Source organism: Lysinibacillus sp. FSL W7-1291, from assembly GCF_038593415.1.
Taxonomy (GTDB): Bacteria; Bacillota; Bacilli; order Bacillales_A; family Planococcaceae; genus Lysinibacillus; species Lysinibacillus fusiformis_D.
Map to the genome: position 1 here is coordinate 106,829 of NZ_CP151994.1, position 25,017 is coordinate 131,845.

Annotated in this window: 12 protein-coding genes, 10 tRNA genes and 6 rRNA genes; 26 read left to right on the forward strand and 2 right to left on the reverse strand. The window is 43.6% G+C overall.

The genetic code is table 11. From position 1 onward, the window contains the following. Nucleotides 1-84 precede the first annotated feature (84 nt). The 19 genes from dusB to rrf (NST76_RS00635) all read left to right on the forward strand — a co-directional run bounded on the left by dusB (nucleotide 85) and on the right by rrf (NST76_RS00635) (nucleotide 15,275). Nucleotides 85-1,125 carry a tRNA dihydrouridine synthase DusB gene (dusB, locus tag NST76_RS00545; RefSeq protein WP_036120709.1) on the forward strand — a complete coding sequence of 347 codons (1,041 nt, stop codon included), beginning with the start codon at nucleotides 85-87 and terminating at the stop codon, nucleotides 1,123-1,125. Between the two features lie 181 nt (nucleotides 1,126-1,306). Then, the gene (lysS, locus tag NST76_RS00550) at nucleotides 1,307-2,812 is read left to right on the forward strand and encodes a lysine--tRNA ligase (protein WP_082673746.1); all 1,506 of its coding nucleotides are present in this window, start codon (nucleotides 1,307-1,309) and stop codon (nucleotides 2,810-2,812) included. Nucleotides 2,813-3,021: 209 nt separating this feature from the next. Further along, entirely contained in the window at nucleotides 3,022-3,303 is a 282-nt protein-coding gene (locus NST76_RS00555) for a hypothetical protein (protein ID WP_036123109.1), read from the forward strand. An 874-nt stretch (nucleotides 3,304-4,177) separates the two neighbouring features. Further along, a 16S ribosomal RNA gene (locus tag NST76_RS00560) occupies nucleotides 4,178-5,729 on the forward strand. A 182-nt stretch (nucleotides 5,730-5,911) separates the two neighbouring features. After that, nucleotides 5,912-8,836 (forward strand): 23S ribosomal RNA (locus tag NST76_RS00565). 111 nt (nucleotides 8,837-8,947) lie between these two features. Beyond that, nucleotides 8,948-9,063 (forward strand): 5S ribosomal RNA (gene rrf, locus NST76_RS00570). 10 nt (nucleotides 9,064-9,073) lie between these two features. Further along, a tRNA-Val gene (locus NST76_RS00575) sits at nucleotides 9,074-9,149 on the forward strand. Nucleotides 9,150-9,157: 8 nt separating this feature from the next. Then, nucleotides 9,158-9,229: transfer RNA gene (locus NST76_RS00580), tRNA-Thr, on the forward strand. A gap of 7 nt (nucleotides 9,230-9,236) precedes the next feature. Beyond that, nucleotides 9,237-9,312 (forward strand) — tRNA-Lys (locus NST76_RS00585). Between the two features lie 17 nt (nucleotides 9,313-9,329). Continuing rightward, a tRNA-Leu gene (locus NST76_RS00590) sits at nucleotides 9,330-9,414 on the forward strand. Between the two features lie 35 nt (nucleotides 9,415-9,449). Then, nucleotides 9,450-9,524 (forward strand) — tRNA-Gly (locus NST76_RS00595). A gap of 103 nt (nucleotides 9,525-9,627) precedes the next feature. After that, nucleotides 9,628-9,704 (forward strand) — tRNA-Arg (locus tag NST76_RS00600). Nucleotides 9,705-9,712: 8 nt separating this feature from the next. Next, nucleotides 9,713-9,789: transfer RNA gene (locus NST76_RS00605), tRNA-Pro, on the forward strand. Nucleotides 9,790-9,805: 16 nt separating this feature from the next. Then, nucleotides 9,806-9,881: transfer RNA gene (locus tag NST76_RS00610), tRNA-Ala, on the forward strand. Nucleotides 9,882-10,028: 147 nt separating this feature from the next. Next, a 16S ribosomal RNA gene (locus tag NST76_RS00615) occupies nucleotides 10,029-11,575 on the forward strand. 94 nt (nucleotides 11,576-11,669) lie between these two features. Next, nucleotides 11,670-11,746: transfer RNA gene (locus tag NST76_RS00620), tRNA-Ile, on the forward strand. Nucleotides 11,747-11,758: 12 nt separating this feature from the next. Then, nucleotides 11,759-11,834 (forward strand) — tRNA-Ala (locus NST76_RS00625). 214 nt (nucleotides 11,835-12,048) lie between these two features. After that, nucleotides 12,049-14,973: ribosomal RNA gene (locus NST76_RS00630) — 23S ribosomal RNA — on the forward strand. Nucleotides 14,974-15,159: 186 nt separating this feature from the next. After that, nucleotides 15,160-15,275 (forward strand): 5S ribosomal RNA (rrf, locus tag NST76_RS00635). The 16S, 23S and 5S rRNA genes sit together here with 10 tRNA genes alongside, the layout of an rRNA operon. A gap of 238 nt (nucleotides 15,276-15,513) precedes the next feature. On the opposite strand, the gene NST76_RS00640 is transcribed toward rrf (NST76_RS00635), so the two are convergent. Next, nucleotides 15,514-16,185, reverse strand: a complete 672-nt coding sequence (locus NST76_RS00640; RefSeq protein ID WP_036122152.1) for a LytTR family DNA-binding domain-containing protein — start codon at nucleotides 16,183-16,185, stop codon at nucleotides 15,514-15,516. Nucleotides 16,186-16,399: 214 nt separating this feature from the next. On the opposite strand from NST76_RS00640, the gene aceA reads away from it, so the two are divergent. Together aceA and aceB are read left to right on the forward strand one after the other, a co-directional pair. Next, entirely contained in the window at nucleotides 16,400-17,683 is a 1,284-nt protein-coding gene (gene aceA / locus NST76_RS00645; protein WP_036122155.1) for an isocitrate lyase, read from the forward strand. Nucleotides 17,684-17,795: 112 nt separating this feature from the next. Next, on the forward strand, nucleotides 17,796-19,394 hold the full coding sequence (aceB, locus tag NST76_RS00650) for a malate synthase A (protein WP_058843784.1): 1,599 nt from the start codon (nucleotides 17,796-17,798) through the stop codon (nucleotides 19,392-19,394). 240 nt (nucleotides 19,395-19,634) lie between these two features. Here the strand turns inward: aceB and NST76_RS00655 are convergent, their stop codons facing one another. Further along, nucleotides 19,635-20,300, reverse strand: coding sequence for an O-methyltransferase (locus tag NST76_RS00655; protein ID WP_058843783.1), 666 nt, complete (start codon nucleotides 20,298-20,300; stop codon nucleotides 19,635-19,637). A 129-nt stretch (nucleotides 20,301-20,429) separates the two neighbouring features. Between NST76_RS00655 and NST76_RS00660 the strand changes: the two genes are divergently transcribed. The 5 genes from NST76_RS00660 (at nucleotide 20,430) to NST76_RS00680 (ending at nucleotide 25,009) form a co-directional block, all read left to right on the forward strand. After that, on the forward strand, nucleotides 20,430-21,323 hold the full coding sequence (locus NST76_RS00660) for a LysR family transcriptional regulator (RefSeq protein WP_036126611.1): 894 nt from the start codon (nucleotides 20,430-20,432) through the stop codon (nucleotides 21,321-21,323). Between the two features lie 73 nt (nucleotides 21,324-21,396). Continuing rightward, nucleotides 21,397-21,792 carry a GntR family transcriptional regulator gene (locus NST76_RS00665; RefSeq protein WP_342544496.1) on the forward strand — a complete coding sequence of 132 codons (396 nt, stop codon included), beginning with the start codon at nucleotides 21,397-21,399 and terminating at the stop codon, nucleotides 21,790-21,792. A gap of 4 nt (nucleotides 21,793-21,796) precedes the next feature. Further along, the gene (locus NST76_RS00670; protein ID WP_058843781.1) at nucleotides 21,797-22,894 is read left to right on the forward strand and encodes a DUF5808 domain-containing protein; all 1,098 of its coding nucleotides are present in this window, start codon (nucleotides 21,797-21,799) and stop codon (nucleotides 22,892-22,894) included. Between the two features lie 73 nt (nucleotides 22,895-22,967). Next, the gene (locus tag NST76_RS00675) at nucleotides 22,968-23,639 is read left to right on the forward strand and encodes a response regulator transcription factor (RefSeq protein ID WP_089933926.1); all 672 of its coding nucleotides are present in this window, start codon (nucleotides 22,968-22,970) and stop codon (nucleotides 23,637-23,639) included. After that, nucleotides 23,636-25,009: a HAMP domain-containing sensor histidine kinase gene (locus NST76_RS00680; RefSeq protein WP_036126608.1), complete on the forward strand. Its 1,374-nt coding sequence runs from the start codon at nucleotides 23,636-23,638 to the stop codon at nucleotides 25,007-25,009. Before NST76_RS00675 ends, NST76_RS00680 begins: the two co-directional genes overlap by 4 nt. Nucleotides 25,010-25,017: the final 8 nt, after the last annotated feature.

Sequence of the window (25,017 nt, forward strand, 5' to 3'; positions counted from 1 at the left end):
TAGTATGTGGATGAAAGATTAATGCATAGCATTAACAATAGATAGCAAATAATAGGTAAAAGCTTTTAGAGGAGGAAGACAACGTTGAGTCTTACAACAGAGAAGCCGTTTCAAATTGGCGATATCGTCATGGACAATCGAGTGGTTTTAGCGCCAATGGCTGGGATCTGTAACTCTGCTTTCCGATTAACGGTTAAAGAGTTCGGAGCAGGTCTCGTGTATGCTGAAATGATTAGTGATAAGGGTATTGTCCAAAAAAACGAAAAAACATTAGGGATGCTTTATATCGATGAACGTGAAAATCCTCTGTCATTGCAAATTTTTGGTGGAGATAAAGCAACTTTAGTGGAAGCGGCGAAATATGTGGATGAAAATACAACTGCTGATATTATTGATATCAACATGGGGTGCCCTGTTAATAAAATCATTAAATGTGAAGCAGGAGCCCGCTTGTTACTTGATCCAAATAAAGTATATGAAATGGTAGCGGCTGTTGTGGATGCTGTCAAAAAACCAGTCAGCGTAAAAATGCGTATTGGCTGGGATGACGAGCATATTTTTGCAGTGGAAAATGCACAAGCTGTTGAGCGTGCAGGTGCAGCAGCGGTGGCGGTTCATGGTCGTACACGTGTACAAATGTATGAAGGTAAAGCGAATTGGGATTTCATTCGTCAAGTGAAGGAGAATGTAAACATTCCTGTGCTTGGTAATGGTGACGTGGAAACACCACAAGATGCTAAACGTATGCTTGAAACTACAGGAGTAGATGCAGTCATGATTGGACGTGCTGCATTAGGTAATCCATGGATGATTTACCGCACGGTTCAATACCTAGAAACAGGTGAGTTAAAGGAAGAACCAAGTGTTCGAGAAAAAATGGATGTATGTCTCCTACACTTTGAACGTCTTCTCCAATTAAAAGGAGAAGGAATTGCGGTGCGTGAAATGCGTAAACATGCGTCATGGTATTTAAAAGGAATTCGTGGTAATGGGAAAGCACGTAATGCTATTAACCAAACAGAAACGGCGGCAGACCTTCGTGCGCTATTAAATGGCCTTGTGCAGGAATATGAAGAGAGCGAATTTAATTTAGTCGGTCCAGAAGCTAAGGAATTAATTGTATAGTGATATGTATAGGGCGTCTCGGTATTTTTAAAAGAGGCGCCTTTGTGTTGCTAACTTTAATTTTTAGAATTATTAATCATCTTTTGTTGGATTGAAAATAAATTGAAACAGATGATTACAGCACTAAAATTGTGTACAATAGAAATATTATGGACGTAAACACGGACAATTTACTTAAGGAGTGAAACAAGTGTCAAATAATATAGAAGAATTAAATGATCAACTTTTGGTGAGACGCCAAAAAATGACGACAATACTAGAAAACGGACAAGACCCTTTCGGAAGTCGTTTTGAGCGTACACATTTATCAACAGAAGTGCGTGAGCAATTTGCAGACCAAACAAAAGAGCAGCTAGAAGAAAACCTTCAAGAGGTTGTTATTGCGGGTCGTATTATGACGAAACGTGGTAAAGGAAAAGCTGGCTTTGCCCATATTCAAGATTTAGGTGGCCAAATTCAAATTTATGTTCGTCAAGATCATGTAGGCGAGGAAGCATATGAATTATTTAAGCAAGCAGACTTAGGAGATATTGTTGGAGTGCGTGGAAACGTATTCCGTACACAAGTTGGAGAGCTTTCAGTAAAAGCGGAGGGCTTCACGTTCCTTACAAAAGCACTTCGTCCTATGCCAGAGAAATTCCACGGCCTACAGGATGTTGAGCAACGTTATCGCCAACGTTACTTAGATTTAATGACAAATGAAGATAGTAAAAAAACATTTATAACTCGTTCTAAAATCATCCGTGCAATCCGTAATTATCTAGATAACTCTGGATATTTAGAAGTAGAAACACCAATGCTTCATACGATTGCTGGTGGTGCAGCTGCTCGTCCATTTATTACGCACCACAATGCACTAGATATGGAACTATATATGCGAATCGCAATCGAATTGCATTTAAAACGTTTAATAGTTGGTGGTTTAGAGAAAGTTTATGAAATCGGTCGTGTATTCCGTAACGAAGGAATCTCTACACGTCATAACCCTGAATTTACAATGATTGAGCTATATGAAGCATATGCTGATTATCAAGATATCATGTCACTAACTGAAAACCTTATTGCACATGTTGCGCAAGAAGTTCTTGGTACAACGACAGTTCAATATGGAGAAGATGAAATCAACCTTGCAGTAGGTTGGAAACGAGTACACATGGTAGACGCTGTAAAAGAGGCAACAGGTGTAGACTTCTGGCAGCCAATGACAAAAGAACAAGCGCAAGCACTTGCAAAAGAGCACGGAGTAGAAGTGAAAGATGTTCATGAAGTGGGTCATATCATTAATGAATTCTTTGAACAAAAAGTAGAAGAGACTCTTGTACAGCCAACATTTGTATATGGTCATCCAGTAGAAATTTCACCTCTTGCGAAGAAGAATCCAGAGGACGAGCGTTTCACAGATCGTTTTGAGCTATTTATTGTTCGTCGTGAGCATGCAAATGCCTTCACAGAATTAAATGATCCAATCGACCAACGCCAACGCTTTGAAGCGCAATTAGCAGAAAAAGCAGCTGGTAACGATGAAGCACATGAAATGGACAACGATTTCATTGAAGCGTTGGAATACGGTATGCCTCCAACAGGTGGACTAGGTATTGGTATTGACCGTTTAATCATGCTTCTTACAAATTCACCATCAATTCGTGATGTATTATTATTCCCAACAATGCGTCATATTACAAAATAGTTAAATTGTAATGAAGTCTTTTCGTGAAGCAATAAAAGAATAGTAATGAATGAAGAGGAGAATTCACAATATAGGTGAGTTCTCCTCTTTTTAAGCTATAAAAAAATTAAGTTGTTTAAACGAGGATTAAATTTAGGTTATACTTTTATAGTTCTATGTTTTTCAAATTCAAAAAGTATAAAAAGAAGTATTTTTATTGGGGGCTTATAATGAATTACAAAATTATTAACAAACAAGTATTTGAACAGGCACAACTACGTTCGGTTTCTGATGTGCCATTTACTGAAGAAGAACTTGAGAATGGTATGAAATTAGTGGTTGCTAAAAAAGATGAGAACCTTACTTTATATTTAGTAGAAATAGATGGCCACAAGAAATTCGACGTTCGTTGGGATGATTCTTCTGAAGTTTTCAGTGGCTGGTATTCTGCGTGGGACAATTTCTTATGGTGCTTAAATATTGTGGATCCTCAAGCGGATGACCTTAAATAGGGACATAAATAGCAGTAAGCAGGCGCTAAAGTGCAGTAGAAGCACTTTAGCGCCTGCTTATTTGTTAGGAAATGAAAAACTAAATAGAGCTTTATAGTGACTTATATAGGAAACGTTGTTATGGCGGTTATAAAATTAAAAGTAGGTTTGTGCGAAAGGTTGCTTAGATTCAAACTATCCAGAAGGCAACGGGATTTATTCATAGTAGCGTTATAGCATGAAATTATATTGCTATGTTGATTACAATTTACAAGACTTTGATTTATAAATCTGAAGGAGTAATGTTTACAAACAAATACCACTGAGATTTCCTTTCCTAAACAAATGGTATCTTGAGAATAAATAAGTATTTTTATTTTAAAACATTGAGATTTAAAAGAAAGAGATGTATAGTAAAACAAATAATTAAGTAAGCAAAGAGAATATCTCAATTTGGTATTCTCGTAAATGCACAAAAATGCTTATAAATTTGTGTTTTTTTAATTCAATAGATTTTATTTAAAAAACACTTGCCAAGTCTATCATAACGTGATAAATTATTACTTGTCGTTAAGACGACGTAAGAACTAACATCAAACTTCAAAAACAATTTGAATAAAAAGATGTTGACTTGGTAAAGTGGTTATGATAAGATTTAAAAGTTGTCTCTTCTGGGAATGAAAGTTTTCTTGAAAAAAGATGTTGACAAAGAGAAATGATGTTGTTATAATATAAAAGTTGCTGTCGAAAGATGGTTGACGAAATGAACCTTGAAAACTGAACAAGCAAAACGTAATCAATAAAGTTTTCAGTAACTAACTTCGGTTAGTGAACAAAACAAAATTTTGGACATCAAAATGATGCCAGCAAAACAATTTGAGCTATTCAAATTTCTTTTATGGAGAGTTTGATCCTGGCTCAGGACGAACGCTGGCGGCGTGCCTAATACATGCAAGTCGAGCGAACAGAGAAGGAGCTTGCTCCTTCGACGTTAGCGGCGGACGGGTGAGTAACACGTGGGCAACCTACCTTATAGTTTGGGATAACTCGGGAAAGCCGGGGCTAATACCGAATAATCTGTTTCACCTCATGGTGAAACACTGAAAGACGGTTTCGGCTGTCGCTATAGGATGGGCCCGCGGCGCATTAGCTAGTTGGTGAGGTAACGGCTCACCAAGGCGACGATGCGTAGCCGACCTGAGAGGGTGATCGGCCACACTGGGACTGAGACACGGCCCAGACTCCTACGGGAGGCAGCAGTAGGGAATCTTCCACAATGGGCGAAAGCCTGATGGAGCAACGCCGCGTGAGTGAAGAAGGATTTCGGTTCGTAAAACTCTGTTGTAAGGGAAGAACAAGTACAGTAGTAACTGGCTGTACCTTGACGGTACCTTATTAGAAAGCCACGGCTAACTACGTGCCAGCAGCCGCGGTAATACGTAGGTGGCAAGCGTTGTCCGGAATTATTGGGCGTAAAGCGCGCGCAGGTGGTTTCTTAAGTCTGATGTGAAAGCCCACGGCTCAACCGTGGAGGGTCATTGGAAACTGGGAGACTTGAGTGCAGAAGAGGATAGTGGAATTCCAAGTGTAGCGGTGAAATGCGTAGAGATTTGGAGGAACACCAGTGGCGAAGGCGACTATCTGGTCTGTAACTGACACTGAGGCGCGAAAGCGTGGGGAGCAAACAGGATTAGATACCCTGGTAGTCCACGCCGTAAACGATGAGTGCTAAGTGTTAGGGGGTTTCCGCCCCTTAGTGCTGCAGCTAACGCATTAAGCACTCCGCCTGGGGAGTACGGTCGCAAGACTGAAACTCAAAGGAATTGACGGGGGCCCGCACAAGCGGTGGAGCATGTGGTTTAATTCGAAGCAACGCGAAGAACCTTACCAGGTCTTGACATCCCGTTGACCACTGTAGAGATATAGTTTCCCCTTCGGGGGCAACGGTGACAGGTGGTGCATGGTTGTCGTCAGCTCGTGTCGTGAGATGTTGGGTTAAGTCCCGCAACGAGCGCAACCCTTGATCTTAGTTGCCATCATTTAGTTGGGCACTCTAAGGTGACTGCTTAGGTGACAAACCGGAGGAAGGTGGGGATGACGTCAAATCATCATGCCCCTTATGACCTGGGCTACACACGTGCTACAATGGACGATACAAACGGTTGCCAACTCGCGAGAGGGAGCTAATCCGATAAAGTCGTTCTCAGTTCGGATTGTAGGCTGCAACTCGCCTACATGAAGCGGAATCGCTAGTAATCGCGGATCAGCATGCCGCGGTGAATACGTTCCGGGCCTTGTACACACCGCCCGTCACACCACGAGAGTTTGTAACACCCGAAGTCGGTGAGGTAACCTTTTGGAGCCAGCCGCCGAAGGTGGGATAGATGATTGGGGTGAAGTCGTAACAAGGTAGCCGTATCGGAAGGTGCGGCTGGATCACCTCCTTTCTAAGGATTATTTCGGAATACAAACCTAGGGTTTGTAAGATTACGTTTTGCGTTCAGTTTTGAAGGTTCATTCTTCTTGAATGAAAAGCTTCAAAACTTGTTCTTTGAAAACTGGATAAAACGACATTGAAATTGTAACAAACACATTTATTTTTTAAGTTTTTTTATAGGCTTAATAACTTGGTTAAGTTATTAAGGGCGCACGGCGAATGCCTTGGCACTAGGAGCCGAAGAAGGACGGCACTAACACCGATATGCTTCGGGGAGCTGTAAGTGAGCTTTGATCCGGAGATTTCCGAATGGGGGAACCCACTACGTTTAATGGCGTAGTATCTTGACGTGAATACATAGCGTCTTGAAGGCAGACCCAGGGAACTGAAACATCTAAGTACCTGGAGGAAGAGAAAGAAAAATCGATTCCCTGAGTAGCGGCGAGCGAAACGGGAAGAGCCCAAACCAAGAGGCTTGCCTCTTGGGGTTGTAGGACACTCAATACGGAGTTACAAAAGAGCGAGTTAGATGAAGCGACTTGGAAAGGTCCGCCAGAGCAGGTAAAAGCCCTGTAGTCGAAAGTTCGTTCTCTCCTGAGTGGATCCTGAGTACGGCGGAACACGTGAAATTCCGTCGGAATCTGGGAGGACCATCTCCCAAGGCTAAATACTACCTAGTGACCGATAGTGAACCAGTACCGTGAGGGAAAGGTGAAAAGCACCCGGAAGGGGAGTGAAAGAGATCCTGAAACCGTGTGCCTACAAGTAGTTAGAGCCCGTTAATGGGTGATAGCGTGCCTTTTGTAGAATGAACCTACGAGTTACGATTACGTGCGAGGTTAAGCTTTAGAAGGCGGAGCCGCAGCGAAAGCGAGTCTGAATAGGGCGAAATAGTACGTGGTCGTAGACCCGAAACCAGGTGATCTACCCATGTCCAGGGTGAAGGTAAGGTAACACTTACTGGAGGCCCGAACCCACGCACGTTGAAAAGTGCGGGGATGAGGTGTGGGTAGCGGAGAAATTCCAATCGAACTTGGAGATAGCTGGTTCTCTCCGAAATAGCTTTAGGGCTAGCCTCGTGATGAGAATACTGGAGGTAGAGCACTGTTTGGACTAGGGGGCCATCGGTTTACCGAATTCAGACAAACTCCGAATGCCAGATATTTATACACGGGAGTCAGACTGCGAGTGATAAGATCCGTAGTCAAAAGGGAAACAGCCCAGACCACCAGCTAAGGTCCCAAAGTAATCGTTAAGTGGAAAAGGATGTGGCGTTGCACAGACAACCAGGATGTTGGCTTAGAAGCAGCCATCATTTAAAGAGTGCGTAATAGCTCACTGGTCGAGTGACGCTGCGCCGAAAATGTATCGGGGCTAAACGATTCACCGAAGCTGTGGATTGACATCTACGATGTCAGTGGTAGGAGAGCGTTCTAAGTGCGTTGAAGTCAGACCGGAAGGACTGGTGGAGCGCTTAGAAGTGAGAATGCCGGTATGAGTAGCGAAAGACGGGTGAGAATCCCGTCCACCGTATGACTAAGGTTTCCTGAGGAAGGCTCGTCCGCTCAGGGTTAGTCGGGACCTAAGCCGAGGCCGATAGGCGTAGGCGATGGACAACAGGTTGATATTCCTGTACCACCTCCTCACCGTTTGAGAAATGGGGGGACGCAGTAGGATAGGGTAAGCGCGCTGTTGGTTATGCGCGTCCAAGCAGTAAGGCGTGTGTGTAGGCAAATCCGCACACTGTAACGTTGAGCTGTGATGGCGAGTCCGTATGGACGAAGTTCCTGATTTCACACTGCCAAGAAAAGCCTCTATCGAGGTGAGAGGTGCCCGTACCGCAAACCGACACAGGTAGTCGAGGAGAGAATCCTAAGGTGTGCGAGAGAACTCTCGTTAAGGAACTCGGCAAAATGACCCCGTAACTTCGGGAGAAGGGGTGCTCTTGAGCGTGCAAGCGCATGAGAGCCGCAGTGAATAGGCCCAGGCGACTGTTTAGCAAAAACACAGGTCTCTGCAAAACCGTAAGGTGACGTATAGGGGCTGACGCCTGCCCGTGCTGGAAGGTTAAGAGGAGTGGTTAGCGCAAGCGAAGCTGCGAATTGAAGCCCCAGTAAACGGCGGCCGTAACTATAACGGTCCTAAGGTAGCGAAATTCCTTGTCGGGTAAGTTCCGACCCGCACGAAAGGCGTAACGATCTGGGCACTGTCTCAACGAGAGACTCGGTGAAATTATAGTACCTGTGAAGATGCAGGTTACCCGCGACAGGACGGAAAGACCCCGTGGAGCTTTACTGTAGCCTGATATTGAATTTTGGTACAACTTGTACAGGATAGGTAGGAGCCAGAGATCTCGGAGCGCCAGCTTCGAAGGAGGCGTCGGTGGGATACTACCCTGGTTGTATTGAAATTCTAACCCATGCCCCTTAGCGGGGCAGGAGACAGTGTCAGGCGGACAGTTTGACTGGGGCGGTCGCCTCCTAAAAGGTAACGGAGGCGCCCAAAGGTTCCCTCAGAATGGTTGGAAATCATTCGTAGAGTGTAAAGGCACAAGGGAGCTTGACTGCGAGACCTACAAGTCGAGCAGGGTCGAAAGACGGGCTTAGTGATCCGGTGGTTCCGCATGGAAGGGCCATCGCTCAACGGATAAAAGCTACCCGGGGATAACAGGCTTATCTCCCCCAAGAGTCCACATCGACGGGGAGGTTTGGCACCTCGATGTCGGCTCATCGCATCCTGGGGCTGTAGTCGGTCCCAAGGGTTGGGCTGTTCGCCCATTAAAGCGGTACGCGAGCTGGGTTCAGAACGTCGTGAGACAGTTCGGTCCCTATCCGTCGTGGGCGTAGGAAATTTGAGAGGAGCTGTCCTTAGTACGAGAGGACCTTGGGATGGACACACCGCTGGTGTACCAGTTGTCTTGCCAAAGGCATCGCTGGGTAGCTATGTGTGGACGGGATAAGTGCTGAAAGCATCTAAGCATGAAGCCCCCCTCAAGATGAGATTTCCCATTACGCAAGTAAGTAAGATCCCTCAAAGACGATGAGGTAGATAGGTTCGAGGTGGAAGTGTGGTGACACATGGAGCTGACGAATACTAATCGATCGAGGACTTAACCAAAATGTTTGAACCATTCAATGAACCGTTTATCCAGTTTTGAAAGAACAAGAAAGTTTAAAAAAGCTTGCATTTATAACGAAATAAGTTATAATAAATCTTGTCTTTTAAAAGTCTAGTGATGATGGCAAAGAGGTCACACCCGTTCCCATACCGAACACGGAAGTTAAGCTCTTTAGCGCCGATGGTAGTTGGGGGCTTCCCCCTGTGAGAGTAGGACATCGCTAGGCATATTACCCAGGAGGATTAGCTCAGCTGGGAGAGCATCTGCCTTACAAGCAGAGGGTCGGCGGTTCGAGCCCGTCATCCTCCACCATATGCCGGTTTAGCTCAGCAGGTAGAGCAACTGACTTGTAATCAGTAGGTCGTGGGTTCGATTCCTATAGCTAAGCACCATTTTTTAGAGCCATTAGCTCAGTTGGTAGAGCATCTGACTTTTAATCAGAGGGTCGAAGGTTCGAGTCCTTCATGGCTCACCATTTTTAAATAATAATAAGCGGGTGTGGCGGAATTGGCAGACGCACTAGACTTAGGATCTAGCGCCGCAAGGCGTGGGGGTTCGACTCCCTTCACCCGCACCATTATTTCATTGCCAGATAAAAAAACTTATGCACATGCGGAAGTAGTTCAGTGGTAGAACACCACCTTGCCAAGGTGGGGGTCGCGAGTTCGAACCTCGTCTTCCGCTCCAAATGTCTTATGGGGTGGCGGAACTGGCAGACGCACAGGACTTAAAATCCTGCGGTAGGTGACTACCGTACCGGTTCGATTCCATCCTCGGCACCATTTTTAATGCGCCCGTAGCTCAATTGGATAGAGCGTCTGACTACGGATCAGAAGGTTATGGGTTCGACTCCTGTCGGGCGCGCCAAAAAAGAACGGGAAGTAGCTCAGCTTGGTAGAGCACTTGGTTTGGGACCAAGGGGTCGCAGGTTCGAATCCTGTCTTCCCGACCATTTCCTAAAAATATATGGGGCCTTAGCTCAGCTGGGAGAGCGCCTGCCTTGCACGCAGGAGGTCAGCGGTTCGATCCCGCTAGGCTCCACCAATTCGATTTATTAAATGAACCTTGAAAACTGAACAAGCAAAACGTAATCAATAAAGTTTTCAGTAACTAACTTCTGTTAGTGAACGAAACAAAATTTTGGACATCAAAATTGATGCCAGCAAAACAATTTGAGCTATTCAAATTTCTTTTATGGAGAGTTTGATCCTGGCTCAGGACGAACGCTGGCGGCGTGCCTAATACATGCAAGTCGAGCGAACAGAGAAGGAGCTTGCTCCTTTGACGTTAGCGGCGGACGGGTGAGTAACACGTGGGCAACCTACCTTATAGTTTGGGATAACTCCGGGAAATGGGGCTAATACCGAATAATCTGTTTCACCTCATGGTGAAACACTGAAAGACGGTTTCGGCTGTCGCTATAGGATGGGCCCGCGGCGCATTAGCTAGTTGGTGAGGTAACGGCTCACCAAGGCGACGATGCGTAGCCGACCTGAGAGGGTGATCGGCCACACTGGGACTGAGACACGGCCCAGACTCCTACGGGAGGCAGCAGTAGGGAATCTTCCACAATGGGCGAAAGCCTGATGGAGCAACGCCGCGTGAGTGAAGAAGGATTTCGGTTCGTAAAACTCTGTTGTAAGGGAAGAACAAGTACAGTAGTAACTGGCTGTACCTTGACGGTACCTTATTAGAAAGCCACGGCTAACTACGTGCCAGCAGCCGCGGTAATACGTAGGTGGCAAGCGTTGTCCGTAATTATTGGGCGTAAAGCGCGCGCAGGTGGTTTCTTAAGTCTGATGTGAAAGCCCACGGCTCAACCGTGGAGGGTCATTGGAAACTGGGAGACTTGAGTGCAGAAGAGGATAGTGGAATTCCAAGTGTAGCGGTGAAATGCGTAGAGATTTGGAGGAACACCAGTGGCGAAGGCGACTATCTGGTCTGTAACTGACACTGAGGCGCGAAAGCGTGGGGAGCAAACAGGATTAGATACCCTGGTAGTCCACGCCGTAAACGATGAGTGCTAAGTGTTAGGGGGTTTCCGCCCCTTAGTGCTGCAGCTAACGCATTAAGCACTCCGCCTGGGGAGTACGGTCGCAAGACTGAAACTCAAAGGAATTGACGGGGGCCCGCACAAGCGGTGGAGCATGTGGTTTAATTCGAAGCAACGCGAAGAACCTTACCAGGTCTTGACATCCCGTTGACCACTGTAGAGATATAGTTTCCCCTTCGGGGGCAACGGTGACAGGTGGTGCATGGTTGTCGTCAGCTCGTGTCGTGAGATGTTGGGTTAAGTCCCGCAACGAGCGCAACCCTTGATCTTAGTTGCCATCATTTAGTTGGGCACTCTAAGGTGACTGGTGACAAACCGGAGGAAGGTGGGGATGACGTCAAATCATCATGCCCCTTATGACCTGGGCTACACACGTGCTACAATGGACGATACAAACGGTTGCCAACTCGCGAGAGGGAGCTAATCCGATAAAGTCGTTCTCAGTTCGGATTGTAGGCTGCAACTCGCCTACATGAAGCTTTAATCGCTAGTAATCGCGGATCAGCATGCCGCGGTGAATACGTTCCAAGCCTTGTACACACCGCCCGTCACACCACGAGAGTTTGTAACACCCGAAGTCGGTGAGGTAACCTTTTGGAGCCAGCCGCCGAAGGTGGGATAGATGATTGGGGTGAAGTCGTAACAAGGTAGCCGTATCGGAAGGTGCGGCTGGATCACCTCCTTTCTAAGGATTATTTCGGAATACAAACCTAGGGTTTGTAAGATTACGTTTTGCGTTCAGTTTTGAAGGTTTATTAAATAATATAAAACTTCCAAGAGGGCCTATAGCTCAGCTGGTTAGAGCGCACGCCTGATAAGCGTGAGGTCGATGGTTCGAGTCCATTTAGGCCCACCATATATACCTCTTGGGGCCTTAGCTCAGCTGGGAGAGCGCCTGCCTTGCACGCAGGAGGTCAGCGGTTCGATCCCGCTAGGCTCCACCAATCTTTGTTCTTTGAAAACTGGATAAAACGACATTGAAATTGTAACAAACACATTTATTTTTTAAGTTTTTTTATAGGCTTAATAACATTAGAAGGTTTCAAGACACGAGCAGTTCTAGGAAGCAATCGAGTGAATGAAGGAGCGTACTTGAGTACGTGACTGATTGAACGAGTGAAGCTGACAACGAAATGTGATGTGTATTGAAAGCCGTTAGGTTAAGTTATTAAGGGCGCACGGCGAATGCCTTGGCACTAGGAGCCGAAGAAGGACGGCACTAACACCGATATGCTTCGGGGAGCTGTAAGTGAGCTTTGATCCGGAGATTTCCGAATGGGGGAACCCACTACGTTTAATCGCGTAGTATCTTGACGTGAATACATAGCGTCTTGAAGGCAGACCCAGGGAACTGAAACATCTAAGTACCTGGAGGAAGAGAAAGAAAAATCGATTCCCTGAGTAGCGGCGAGCGAAACGGGAAGAGCCCAAACCAAGAGGCTTGCCTCTTGGGGTTGTAGGACACTCAATACGGAGTTACAAAAGAGCGAGTTAGATGAAGCGACTTGGAAAGGTCCGCCAGAGCAGGTAAAAGCCCTGTAGTCGAAAGTTCGTTCTCTCCTGAGTGGATCCTGAGTACGGCGGAACACGTGAAATTCCGTCGGAATCTGGGAGGACCATCTCCCAAGGCTAAATACTACCTAGTGACCGATAGTGAACCAGTACCGTGAGGGAAAGGTGAAAAGCACCCGGAAGGGGAGTGAAAGAGATCCTGAAACCGTGTGCCTACAAGTAGTTAGAGCCCGTTAATGGGTGATAGCGTGCCTTTTGTAGAATGAACCGGCGAGTTACGATTACGTGCGAGGTTAAGCTTTAGAAGGCGGAGCCGCAGCGAAAGCGAGTCTGAATAGGGCGAAATAGTACGTGGTCGTAGACCCGAAACCAGGTGATCTACCCATGTCCAGGGTGAAGGTAAGGTAACACTTACTGGAGGCCCGAACCCACGCACGTTGAAAAGTGCGGGGATGAGGTGTGGGTAGCGGAGAAATTCCAATCGAACTTGGAGATAGCTGGTTCTCTCCGAAATAGCTTTAGGGCTAGCCTCGTGATGAGAATACTGGAGGTAGAGCACTGTTTGGACTAGGGGGCCATCCCGGTTTACCGAATTCAGACAAACTCCGAATGCCAGATATTTATACACGGGAGTCAGACTGCGAGTGATAAGATCCGTAGTCAAAAGGGAAACAGCCCAGACCACCAGCTAAGGTCCCAAAGTAATCGTTAAGTGGAAAAGGATGTGGCGTTGCACAGACAACCAGGATGTTGGCTTAGAAGCAGCCATCATTTAAAGAGTGCGTAATAGCTCACTGGTCGAGTGACGCTGCGCCGAAAATGTATCGGGGCTAAACGATTCACCGAAGCTGTGGATTGACATCTACGATGTCAGTGGTAGGAGAGCGTTCTAAGTGCGTTGAAGTCAGACCGGAAGGACTGGTGGAGCGCTTAGAAGTGAGAATCTTAGATGAGTAGCGAAAGACGGGTGAGAATCCCGTCCACCGTATGACTAAGGTTTCCTGAGGAAGGCTCGTCCGCTCAGGGTTAGTCGGGACCTAAGCCGAGGCCGATAGGCGTAGGCGATGGACAACAGGTTGATATTCCTGTACCACCTCCTCACCGTTTGAGAAATGGGGGGACGCAGTAGGATAGGGTAAGCGCGCTGTTGGTTATGCGCGTCCAAGCAGTAAGGCGTGTGTGTAGGCAAATCCGCACACTGTAACGTTGAGCTGTGATGGCGAGTCCGTATGGACGAAGTTCCTGATTTCACACTGCCAAGAAAAGCCTCTATCGAGGTGAGAGGTGCCCGTACCGCAAACCGACACAGGTAGTCGAGGAGAGAATCCTAAGGTGTGCGAGAGAACTCTCGTTAAGGAACTCGGCAAAATGACCCCGTAACTTCGGGAGAAGGGGTGCTCTTGAGCGTGCAAGCGCATGAGAGCCGCAGTGAATAGGCCCAGGCGACTGTTTAGCAAAAACACAGGTCTCTGCAAAACCGTAAGGTGACGTATAGGGGCTGACGCCTGCCGGTGCTGGAAGGTTAAGAGGAGTGGTTAGCGCAAGCGAAGCTGCGAATTGAAGCCCCAGTAAACGGCGGCCGTAACTATAACGGTCCTAAGGTAGCGAAATTCCTTGTCGGGTAAGTTCCGACCCGCACGAAAGGCGTAACGATCTGGGCACTGTCTCAACGAGAGACTCGGTGAAATTATAGTACCTGTGAAGATGCAGGTTACCCGCGACAGGACGGAAAGACCCCGTGGAGCTTTACTGTAGCCTGATATTGAATTTTGGTACAACTTGTACAGGATAGGTAGGAGCCAGAGATCTCGGAGCGCCAGCTTCGAAGGAGGCGTCGGTGGGATACTACCCTGGTTGTATTGAAATTCTAACCCATGCCCCTTAGCGGGGCAGGAGACAGTGTCAGGCGGACAGTTTGACTGGGGCGGTCGCCTCCTAAAAGGTAACGGAGGCGCCCAAAGGTTCCCTCAGAATGGTTGGAAATCATTCGTAGAGTGTAAAGGCACAAGGGAGCTTGACTGCGAGACCTACAAGTCGAGCAGGGTCGAAAGACGGGCTTAGTGATCCGGTGGTTCCGCATGGAAGGGCCATCGCTCAACGGATAAAAGCTACCCTTGGGATAACAGGCTTATCTCCCCCAAGAGTCCACATCGACGGGGAGGTTTGGCACCTCGATGTCGGCTCATCGCATCCTGGGGCTGTAGTCGGTCCCAAGGGTTGGGCTGTTCGCCCATTAAAGCGGTACGCGAGCTGGGTTCAGAACGTCGTGAGACAGTTCGGTCCCTATCCGTCGTGGGCGTAGGAAATTTGAGAGGAGCTGTCCTTAGTACGAGAGGACCGGGATGGACACACCGCTGGTGTACCAGTTGTCTTGCCAAAGGCATCGCTGGGTAGCTATGTGTGGACGGGATAAGTGCTGAAAGCATCTAAGCATGAAGCCCCCCTCAAGATGAGATTTCCCATTACGCAAGTAAGTAAGATCCCTCAAAGACGATGAGGTAGATAGGTTCGAGGTGGAAGTGTGGTGACACATGGAGCTGACGAATACTAATCGATCGAGGACTTAACCAAAACGTTTGAAACATTCAATGAACCGTTTATCCAGTTTTGAAAGAATAATTTCTTTTATGAAGGGTTTCAAGATACGAGTAGTTCGAGGAAGCAATGGAGAGAGGGAAGGAGCGTACTCAAGTACGTGACTGACTGAACGACAGAAGCTGATGAAGAAATGCGATGTATATTGAAAGCCGACTATAGTCTAGTGATGATGGCAAAGAGGTCACACCCGTTCCCATACCGAACACGGAAGTTAAGCTCTTTAGCGCCGATGGTAGTTGGGGGCTTCCCCCTGTGAGAGTAGGACGTCGCTAGGCAATTGTGAAAGACCAGAGAATAATTTCTCTGGTCTTTTTTGATTCTTCTAGTTAGATTTTTCGAGCTCATTAGAAAAATTCCTCTTCAAAATCTGTGACATCCGCTTGATGATTTAGCTTGATTCATCGCATGTGAACATCTGCTAAAAATAGCAACAAAATAAGCAATGATTATCCCCTATAGAGGAGTGATTCTTTGCTTTCGTTACAAAAATAATTGAAAAGACAGTCTTCGCACTTAAAATTCAAGAGCACTTCGAAGATTATTGATATAGGATTGACTTACTGGCAATTCACTTCCATCGGTTAATGTAATAATAAAATTTGATGTTAGATCTCGGGCCATTTTTTTTATGAAATGTATATTTACAATATAGGATCTATGAATACGAATAAAGTATGATGGCAACCTTAATTGCAGCTCTTTTAGTGTAATCCCCGTTTTAAACTGTTCTTTATCTACATAAAACCAAGTTTTTTTCTGCAGACTTTCTATATGAGATATTTTACTTATTGCTACTGGATTCCACTCCTCCTCTTGTTTCCCCGTTAAAAATTGGAATGGCTCTGCTTTTTTCATAGTGAATGTGGATGGTAAGATAACAACTAATGCAGCTGGCTTATCTTGAATGGATATGGGATAGCCAATGCCATAATAGGGCGTATTGAATAAAGAATTATCTAATATGGCATCTGTTTTTTTGTGAGTGCGTAACACTTGCTCTGCAATACTCCCAGGCATTACTTGTTGACCTATCTTTAACTGAATATCTTGATGACCTGAGTGAAAATAAATATAAGAATGTTCAACAGCAATTGCAATGGATGAATTCGCTGGAACCCAGTCCTGCAACATTAAAATATACTGTTGTGAAATATCATTTCCAAAAGATTTTAACTCATTGTTCATTGTGAATATCCCCCTTGTTTGTAAACAGTCTTCCAAATTTTATCGCTCAAAAAAGTAGTTTCATCCCGAAAAAATGGTCTTTTATCCAAAAATAATGAAAATTCAAACACTCTGTTATATATTAATTTACAACAAATAAACCTGTTATGGAACAGTTAATTAAAAGTTTTTTAACAGAGTATATTGTACACAAAGGGGAAGGTGGAATTTCAATATGTCAACTCGTCAAGAAAGAATCGAAGCTTTAGAAAAACAATGGGCTGAAAACCCACGCTGGGCTGGTATTGAACGCACATATTCAGCTGAAGAGGTTGTTAAATTACAGGGCACTGTGATAATTGAACAAACATTGGCGCAAAAAGGTGCTACTCGACTTTGGAATTCGTTACGTGAAGAACCATTCATTAATGCATTGGGGGCATTAACAGGTAATCAGGCGGTACAACAAGTAAAGGCTGGATTAAAGGCTATCTATCTATCAGGCTGGCAAGTGGCTGCGGATGCAAATCTTTCTGGTCAAATGTATCCTGACCAATCGTTATATCCTGCTAACTCTGTACCAGCAGTAGTAAAAAGAATCAACCAAGCACTTCAACGTGCCGATCAAATTGATCATGCTGAAGGACGTGTCGATCAATTTGACTGGTTTGCACCAATCGTAGCAGATGCTGAAGCAGGTTTTGGTGGTCCTCTAAACGTATTTGAGCTTGTAAAAGGCATGATTGAAGCTGGTGCAGCTGGTGTGCACTTAGAAGATCAATTAGCTTCAGAAAAGAAATGTGGACATCTAGGCGGTAAAGTTTTACTGCCAACGCAAAACGCTGTTCGTAACTTAGTGGCTGCTCGTTTAGCAACAGACGTTATGGGCGTAGATACAATTTTAATTGCGCGTACAGATGCCGATGCTGCGGATATGGTTACTTCAGATATTGATCCACGTGATGCGGAGTTCATAACTGGTGAACGTACACCTGAAGGTTTCTTCCGTACAAAAGCAGGTATTAAACAAGCAATTGCTCGTGGTTTAGCTTACGCACCATATGCAGACTTAATTTGGTGTGAAACTTCTAAACCATCACTAGAAGAAGCTCGTGAATTTGCTGAGGCCATTCATGCAGAGTTCCCTGGTAAAATGCTTGCATACAACTGTTCACCATCATTCAACTGGAAAGCAAACCTTTCAGAAGAGGAAATTGCAGAGTATCAACGTGAGCTTGGTAAGCTAGGTTATAAATTCCAGTTTGTAACATTAGCAGGTTTCCATGCACTAAACCACTCTATGTTTGAGCTTGCACACGATTATAAAGATAATGGTATGGCTGCATATTCTAAGCTGCAACAAGCTGAGTTTGCTTCAGAATCAAAAGGCTATACAGCTACACGCCACCAACGTGAGGTAGGTACTGGATACTTTGATGAAATTTCTCAAGTTATCTCTGGAGGTACTTCTTCTACAACGGCAATGGCAGGTTCAACTGAAACTGAACAGTTTGTATAAGTCTTGATTGAATTACGTGTTTTCCTAAATTCATAATCATAGAGTAGTCTCCTCCGCTCCTCCTAAGGCGGAGGATGACGAAACTAAAATAGCAAAGGTGGGTAAACAACTAATGGAACAGGCAACGACAGGTAAGCTTAAAATTGTTGGAGAACAAAACGAGCAAACGAAGGAAGTTTTAACACCTGAAGCTCTTGAGTTTGTTCTTGCCTTGCATAAAAATTTTGATGCTCGTCGTAAGGAGCTGTTGAACGCTCGCCAGGAAAGACAAAATCGTCTTGATGCAGGAGAGAAACTGGATTTCTTACCAGAGACTAAAGGTATTCGTGAAGGTGATTGGACAATTGCACCACTTCCAAAGGACTTGCAAGATCGCCGTGTCGAGATTACAGGTCCTGTTGATCGAAAAATGGTGATTAATGCTTTAAACTCTGGTGCAAAAATGTTTATGGCTTGCTTTGAGGATGCATCCTCTCCAACGTGGGAAAATATGATTGGTGGTCAAATTAATATGCGTGATGCTATTAATAAGACGATTGAGTTTACGCAAGCCTCCAATGGTAAAACGTATACATTAAATACTGAAACAGCAGTGCTGTTAGTTCGACCGCGAGGCTTACATCTGCTTGAGAAGCATGTGCTTGTTGATGGAGAGCCGATCTCAGGGAGTTTCTTTGATTTTGGGTTATATCTATTCCATAATGCGAAAAATGCACTAGCACAAGGTACTGGGCCATACTTCTATTTACCGAAGCTTGAAAGTCATTTAGAGGCTCGTCTCTGGAATGATATCTTTGTGTTTGCCCAAGATTATATTGGCATCCCACAAGGGACTATAAAAGCTACTGTTTTGATTGAAACGATTTTAGCAGCGTTTGAGATGGATGAAATTTTATATGAGCTACGTGAACATTCAGCTGGTCTGAATTGTGGCCGTTGGGATTATATTTTCAGTTATATTAAACGTCTTCGCAATCAAGCTGACGTTATTTTACCAGATCGTGGCCAAGTAACGATGACTGTACCTTTCATGAAGGCTTATACGTCTTTATGTATACAGACATGTCATAAGCGAAATGCACCAGCAATGGGCGGTATGGCTGCACAAATTCCTGTTAAAAATGATGATGAGGCGAATGCGGTGGCATTTGCAAAGGTTGCAGAAGATAAACGTCGTGAGGCAACAGAGGGACATGATGGTACTTGGGTAGCACATCCAGGTATGGTGGCAACTGCAATGGAGCAATTTGATGCTATTATGACAACTCCTAACCAAATTCATAAAAAACGCGAAGATGTACATGTAAAGGCAGAAGATTTAGTAGCTGTACCAGAAGGGACAATTACGCTTGAAGGTCTTCGTATTAACTGCAGTGTTGGTGTACAGTATATTGCTTCATGGCTTCGTGGTAACGGTGCTGCACCTATAAATAACTTGATGGAGGATGCTGCAACAGCAGAAATCTCTCGAACACAAGTATGGCAATGGATTCGTCATCCTAAAGGTATTTTAGATGATGGACGTGGCATTACGTTAGCGTTTGTCTTAGAGATATTGGAAGAAGAGCTTGTGAAAATTAAAGAGGCTGTTGGGGAACAAGCCTATAACAGTGGTCGCTATGAAGAAGCTGCTGAACTGTTTAAATCTTTAATTGAGCAAGATGAGTTCGCGGAATTCTTGACACTTCCAGGGTATGAAAAATTAGCATAAGATAAAATCTACTATTAACATATTCAACTTTCCTAATTCTACTAACATAACGTGACGGGGTCTGTTCCCCCGTTAAATGAAAGAGATAAGCATGATCGAATTAAAAGGGGTCTAAATAAAAGTTAAGAGGTTTTAAGGGGGAAAAGATGTCTTATTAGCTTAGATGGGGAGCTGTAGGGCATCTTTTTTGAAAAAAATCCGCGTAGCTGCTGCAGCAGTTTACGCGGATTTTTTTCCGTCTTAATTTACAATGGCTAGTACGAAGCCGTCATACCCCTTCACACCAACTGTTTGTATAGCTGTTGCTTCAATTCTAGGTTCCTCTTTTAGTAAATCTATAAATTGCTGTACGCCTCTGACACGTTCATCTTCACTAATTTCATCAGTTACCGCACCATTACGAACTACATTATCCGCGATGATGATGGCGCCTGGATGAGCTAGTTTTAACGCCCACTTCAAGTAAGCGGGGTTATTAGGCTTATCGGCATCAATAAAAATAAAGTCAAATAAATGGCCTGCTTTTTTCAAGTTTGGTAATGAATCTAAGGCGTTTCCTAAAATGATCTCAACCTGTTCCTTATAGCCAGCCCTCTCTATATTTTGTTGAGCGACTAAGGCATACTCTTCATTAATTTCTAAAGTCACTACTTTCCCTTCTTTAGGAAGAGCCTGGGCTAAGCAAATACTGCTATAGCCACCAAGTGTGCCAATTTCTAAAATAGTTGCTGCTCCTTTTATTTTAGCTAGTAAATATAATAGTTTCCCTTGAGTAGGGGATACATCTATCTCTGGAATACCTGCTTCTTTATTAGCCTGTAGTACAGCATCAAGGTGTTCGTTTTCTGGTAGAAGCTTATCCATAAAATAGTCATCTACATTTTTCCAAACATTTAACTCTGTCATCATACAGTCCTCATTTCCCTATATTTTAAAGTGCAAGCTTGCCAATAAAGTGTATGATAGAATAAATCATAATAAAAATATATTATTATTATTTATACATAACTTTATATTATGAATAGGGGTGAAATCATCAACAGTCATAGCTTAAAATTATTTTATCAGGTTGCTACTACAGGTAGCTTCACTAAAGCTGCAGAGATCTTGTGTATTAGCCAACCTGCCGTTTCAAGTCAAATGAAGCGATTTGAACATGAACTAGGAGTCCAATTATTTAAGCAACAAGGGCGTGGTGTAGTACTAACAGAAGTTGGTGAAGCTCTAGCAGAGAAAGCTCAAAATTTTATTGCTCTTGAACAGCATATTGAAACATTTATCGAAAATTACCGTTTGGCGAAAGCAGGGAATTTACATATTGTGGCTACCTATCTGCCTGCCAATTTTTTAATTCCAAAATGGGCAGCTACTTTCAAGGCTGCAAATGAACAGGTGGATTTAATGATTACAACAACCAATACGAAGGACGCTTTTGAACAACTAATAAACTATAAGGCGGATATTGCGATATATGGTGGAGGAATGTCTGAAAGGCCGAAAGAAATCGAGTGGGATGAATTATATGAGGATGAGTTATGGTTTGTTGTGTCTCCAAATCATCGCTTTGCACATCAATCCATTACATTGGTTGAAATGTTTCAGGAGCCTTTTATTATGAGGGAAGAAGGGAGCTCGATGAGAGAGCATCTGTTTTCGTTATGTCAAACATACCAAGTGAAACCACCGAAAATTGCCCTCCAATTTAATGGCATCAATGAAACAATTCGCTCGGTCATGGCAGGCTATGGTGCAAACTTTATTTCTTCCCTCGCAGTTCGAGAGTATGTAGAGAGTGGCCAATTGGCAAGGGTTTATGTAAAGGATATACATGCTATTAAACATAAAATCGCTATTTGTACGAGAAATAACGAGAAACAAAATATGCTTGTGCAAAAATTTATTGAAACAATTAGAAATTCCCCAATTTAATAAGCTTGTATCTCATGCATTATTGCAGTAAATTTGTTATACTAGTTATATAACAAATTTGGAGCTGATAAACATGTTTATTCAAATAGAGCCACAATCAGACGTACCGATCTATGAGCAGGTGACACGTCAAATTATTGAAGGTATTGCAAGAGGCGAAATAAAACCAGGCGATACCCTACCATCTGTGCGAGGGTTAGCTGCTGATTTAGGTGTGAATATGCATACTGTTAATAAGAGCTATCATGAATTAGAGGCGAAAGGAATTATTGTTATTCGACCGAAATCAGGAGCTATTATTAGTTCAACTGAGGAGAGAGCTTTGTCACCTGAGCAGCTACGACAAATCGAAAAGAATTTAAAGCCTGTTGTAGCAGAAGGAATGGTGCTCGGCGCAACAGTAGAACAAATTGAGTACATGATGAAAAAGGTATTCGCTGATTTGCAAATTCCAGCAGAGGGAGTGTAGCAAGATGCTACTGGGTGTTTTTACAACAATCTACATCATGACATTAGCTATGCAAATGGTGGTTCCTTATATTGTAAGAGAGACTATTGTTTTTGGGGTTACTGTACCTGATCAGCATATTAAGCATCTCGCATTAGCTAAGCTGAAAAAACAGTATGTTCAATTGGTAGGAGGCTCAGGCATAGTATTTCTAATCATTATGTTGATGTGCTACAATCGTCTAGCTTCTTCTGAATCCACTCAAAGTATCGTTTTACTAAGCTGTTTGTTTAGTATGCTTACCGTAAGTATGGTGCTGTACTGGATAAATCATCACAAGGTATCAACGTTGAAAAGGCAGGAGCAGTGGGGCGTAAATATTAAACAAGTACGAGCGGTTGATTTAACTGCTCGAAGCCGTGATGCAATGATTCCTTGGACATTTTTTGCTGTACCTATAGGGATAGCGGTGTTTTTAATCATTTACACATTGCTCCATTACGACCTAATGCCAAATGATATAGCCGTACATTGGGGACCAAGTGGAGAAGCAGATGCTTGGAGAAACAAGACTTATTTTACGGCTATTTCGCTGCCGCTTGTTATGCTAATGATGCAATGTATGATGTGGGGAATTACCGATTCTATTAAACGTTCTGCTATTAAATTAGCTGTAAACCGCAAAGCTGAATCGTTGGAAGATCAGCTAAAGACTCGAAAATACATGAGTTGGCAAATATTGCTGATGAGCTATGCCTTAACCATTCTATTAACGGTTTTACAACTAAGCAATATTTATCCTTCCATGATTGTTGGCTATAAGCTATTACCAGTATTTATTTTATTTCTAGCTGTTGTGTTAGGTTCACTATTTATTTATATTTTGAAAAAGCGTAAACATAGAGTGCGTTATGAAGATAATGTTGATTCACAGGTAATGGATGTAGATGAAGATCGTTATTGGAAAGGCGGCTTAATTTATATGAATCGACAGGACCCTTCCGTTTTTGTAGAGAAACGTTTTGGAGTAGGTTGGACCATGAACCTTGCAAATCCAAGAGGTTATATTGTTATTGGTTTGCCTTTTCTTTTATTACTGTTGATTTCCATATTCTCGTTATAAAATAATAGTAATTTGTGATGAAAAATTCGTTCCATATGAGCGAGTTTTTTTCTTATTGATTGGAGGTAGGCAGATGCAAATTCTTGTTGTCGATGACGATGCTCATATTTTACAGCTAGTTACTATTTATCTCACAAGGGAAGGCTATCAGGTACTATGTGCAGAAAATGCACAGCAGGCATTAGCCTTACTAGAAGGGAATCTGCCTGATTTAGCTGTTGTCGATGTGATGATGCCGGGGATGGATGGTTTTACATTAACCGAGACTTTAACGCAAGATTATGACATTCCTGTTTTATTATTAACAGCGAAAGGCGAGCTTGAGGATAAAGAGCGTGGCTTTTTAGCAGGATCAGACGATTATGTTGTAAAGCCTTTTGAGCCAAAGGAATTATTGTTTCGTATAGCAGCTATTTTACGGAGATTGGATAAGAAAAATCAAGTAACTTTCCAAGTAGGCAAATTAGTGATTGATCGTCGAAGCTTTGAAGTTGTCATAGGAGAGGATACACTTATATTACCTTTAAAGGAATTTGAACTACTTGCTTTATTGGCATCACGCCCTCACCAAGTATTTACGCGAAGCTATATTATGGAGCAAGTATGGGGCTATGACTATGAAGGAGACGAACAGACGTTGAATACTCATGTGAAGCGAATTCGTGAAAGATTAAATCGCTATGACACGGCTGTTGAAATCACAACCGTAAGAGGTGTTGGCTATAAGCTAGAGGAGACAACATGAAAACTTTATACAGTAAATTTGTTGTGACGACGATGCTAGTGATGATTGGTAGCCTATGTATTGGTTTTTTAGCAACGAATACGTATTATCATCAAGTGGTAAAAGAAAAGAATGATGCAAAAAACGTAAACATAGCAAAGGATATCGTTCATTATATTGAAACAGCGAAGCCAGAGGATTTAAATAATTATTTGAAGACACTGGGTGAAATTGGCTATCAAATATATGTAACATCAGGCGAGGAAGGGTATTTTTTTGGTGGAGACTATCGTGATAAAACATTGTCAGCATCTGTTGTTGACCGCGTTTTACAAGGAGAAACCTATCATGGTATGCGAGACTTCCCTAAAGAAACCTTTGTGACAGGATTTTTCGCTAATGAATTGATTAATACAGTTGGTGTGCCATTTACGTATGAAAACAAGCCATATGCATTATTTATAAGACCTGATATTCGCTTATTATTTTCGGAAGTGCATACGATACTTGCAGGGTTAATGTTGGTTATGACAGTACTGAGTTTACTAGCAATGCTATTGTTTGCTAAAGCATTAATTCGTCCGATTACAAAGCTAACGGCGGCAACTCAACAGCTTGCGCATGAAAAGTTTGATACGGTGTTAGATATTGATAGTGCAGATGAAATTGGTCAATTAGCTGTAAGCTTTAATAGGATGACCGAGAAATTACAAGAAAATGATCGTATACGAAAGGAATTTATTAGTAATGTATCGCATGATTTTCAGTCGCCTTTGTTAAATATTCAAGGCTATGTTGACCTCCTGAAAAATCCGCTGCTGACTGAGCAGGAAAGACAGGAGTATGCAGCGATCATCGAGTTGGAAACAAAGCGCTTATCTACATTAACCAAGCAATTATTATTATTAACATCTCTCGACCAATCGACAAGAATCGTAAAACGTGAGCCGTACCGATTAGACGAACAATTGAGGGAGACTGTGCGAAAATATCGCTGGCAAATAGAAGAGGCACAGCTTCAAATAGCCTACAAGCTAGAGCCAATTAGTTATGCTGGTGATGCAGGACTTTTACAAAATGTGTGGGATAATTTGCTGACGAATGCTATTAAATATAATGTAGAGGGTGGACAAATACATCTACAATTACAGAAAAAATCTACTTCACTTGAAATCCTTGTGGAGGACAATGGGATGGGGATGACGACAGATCAATTAGCCAAAGTATATGACCGCTTTTATCGCGCAGATGCTTCCAGGACAAAGCAAGGAACAGGTCTAGGACTAGCAATTGTCAAACAGATTGTAGAGCTACACGGAGGTACTATTCAGATGGAAAGTACGATGCATGTCGGTACAAAGGTTTATATTCATTTACCAGTCTTGTCATAAGGAGTTCA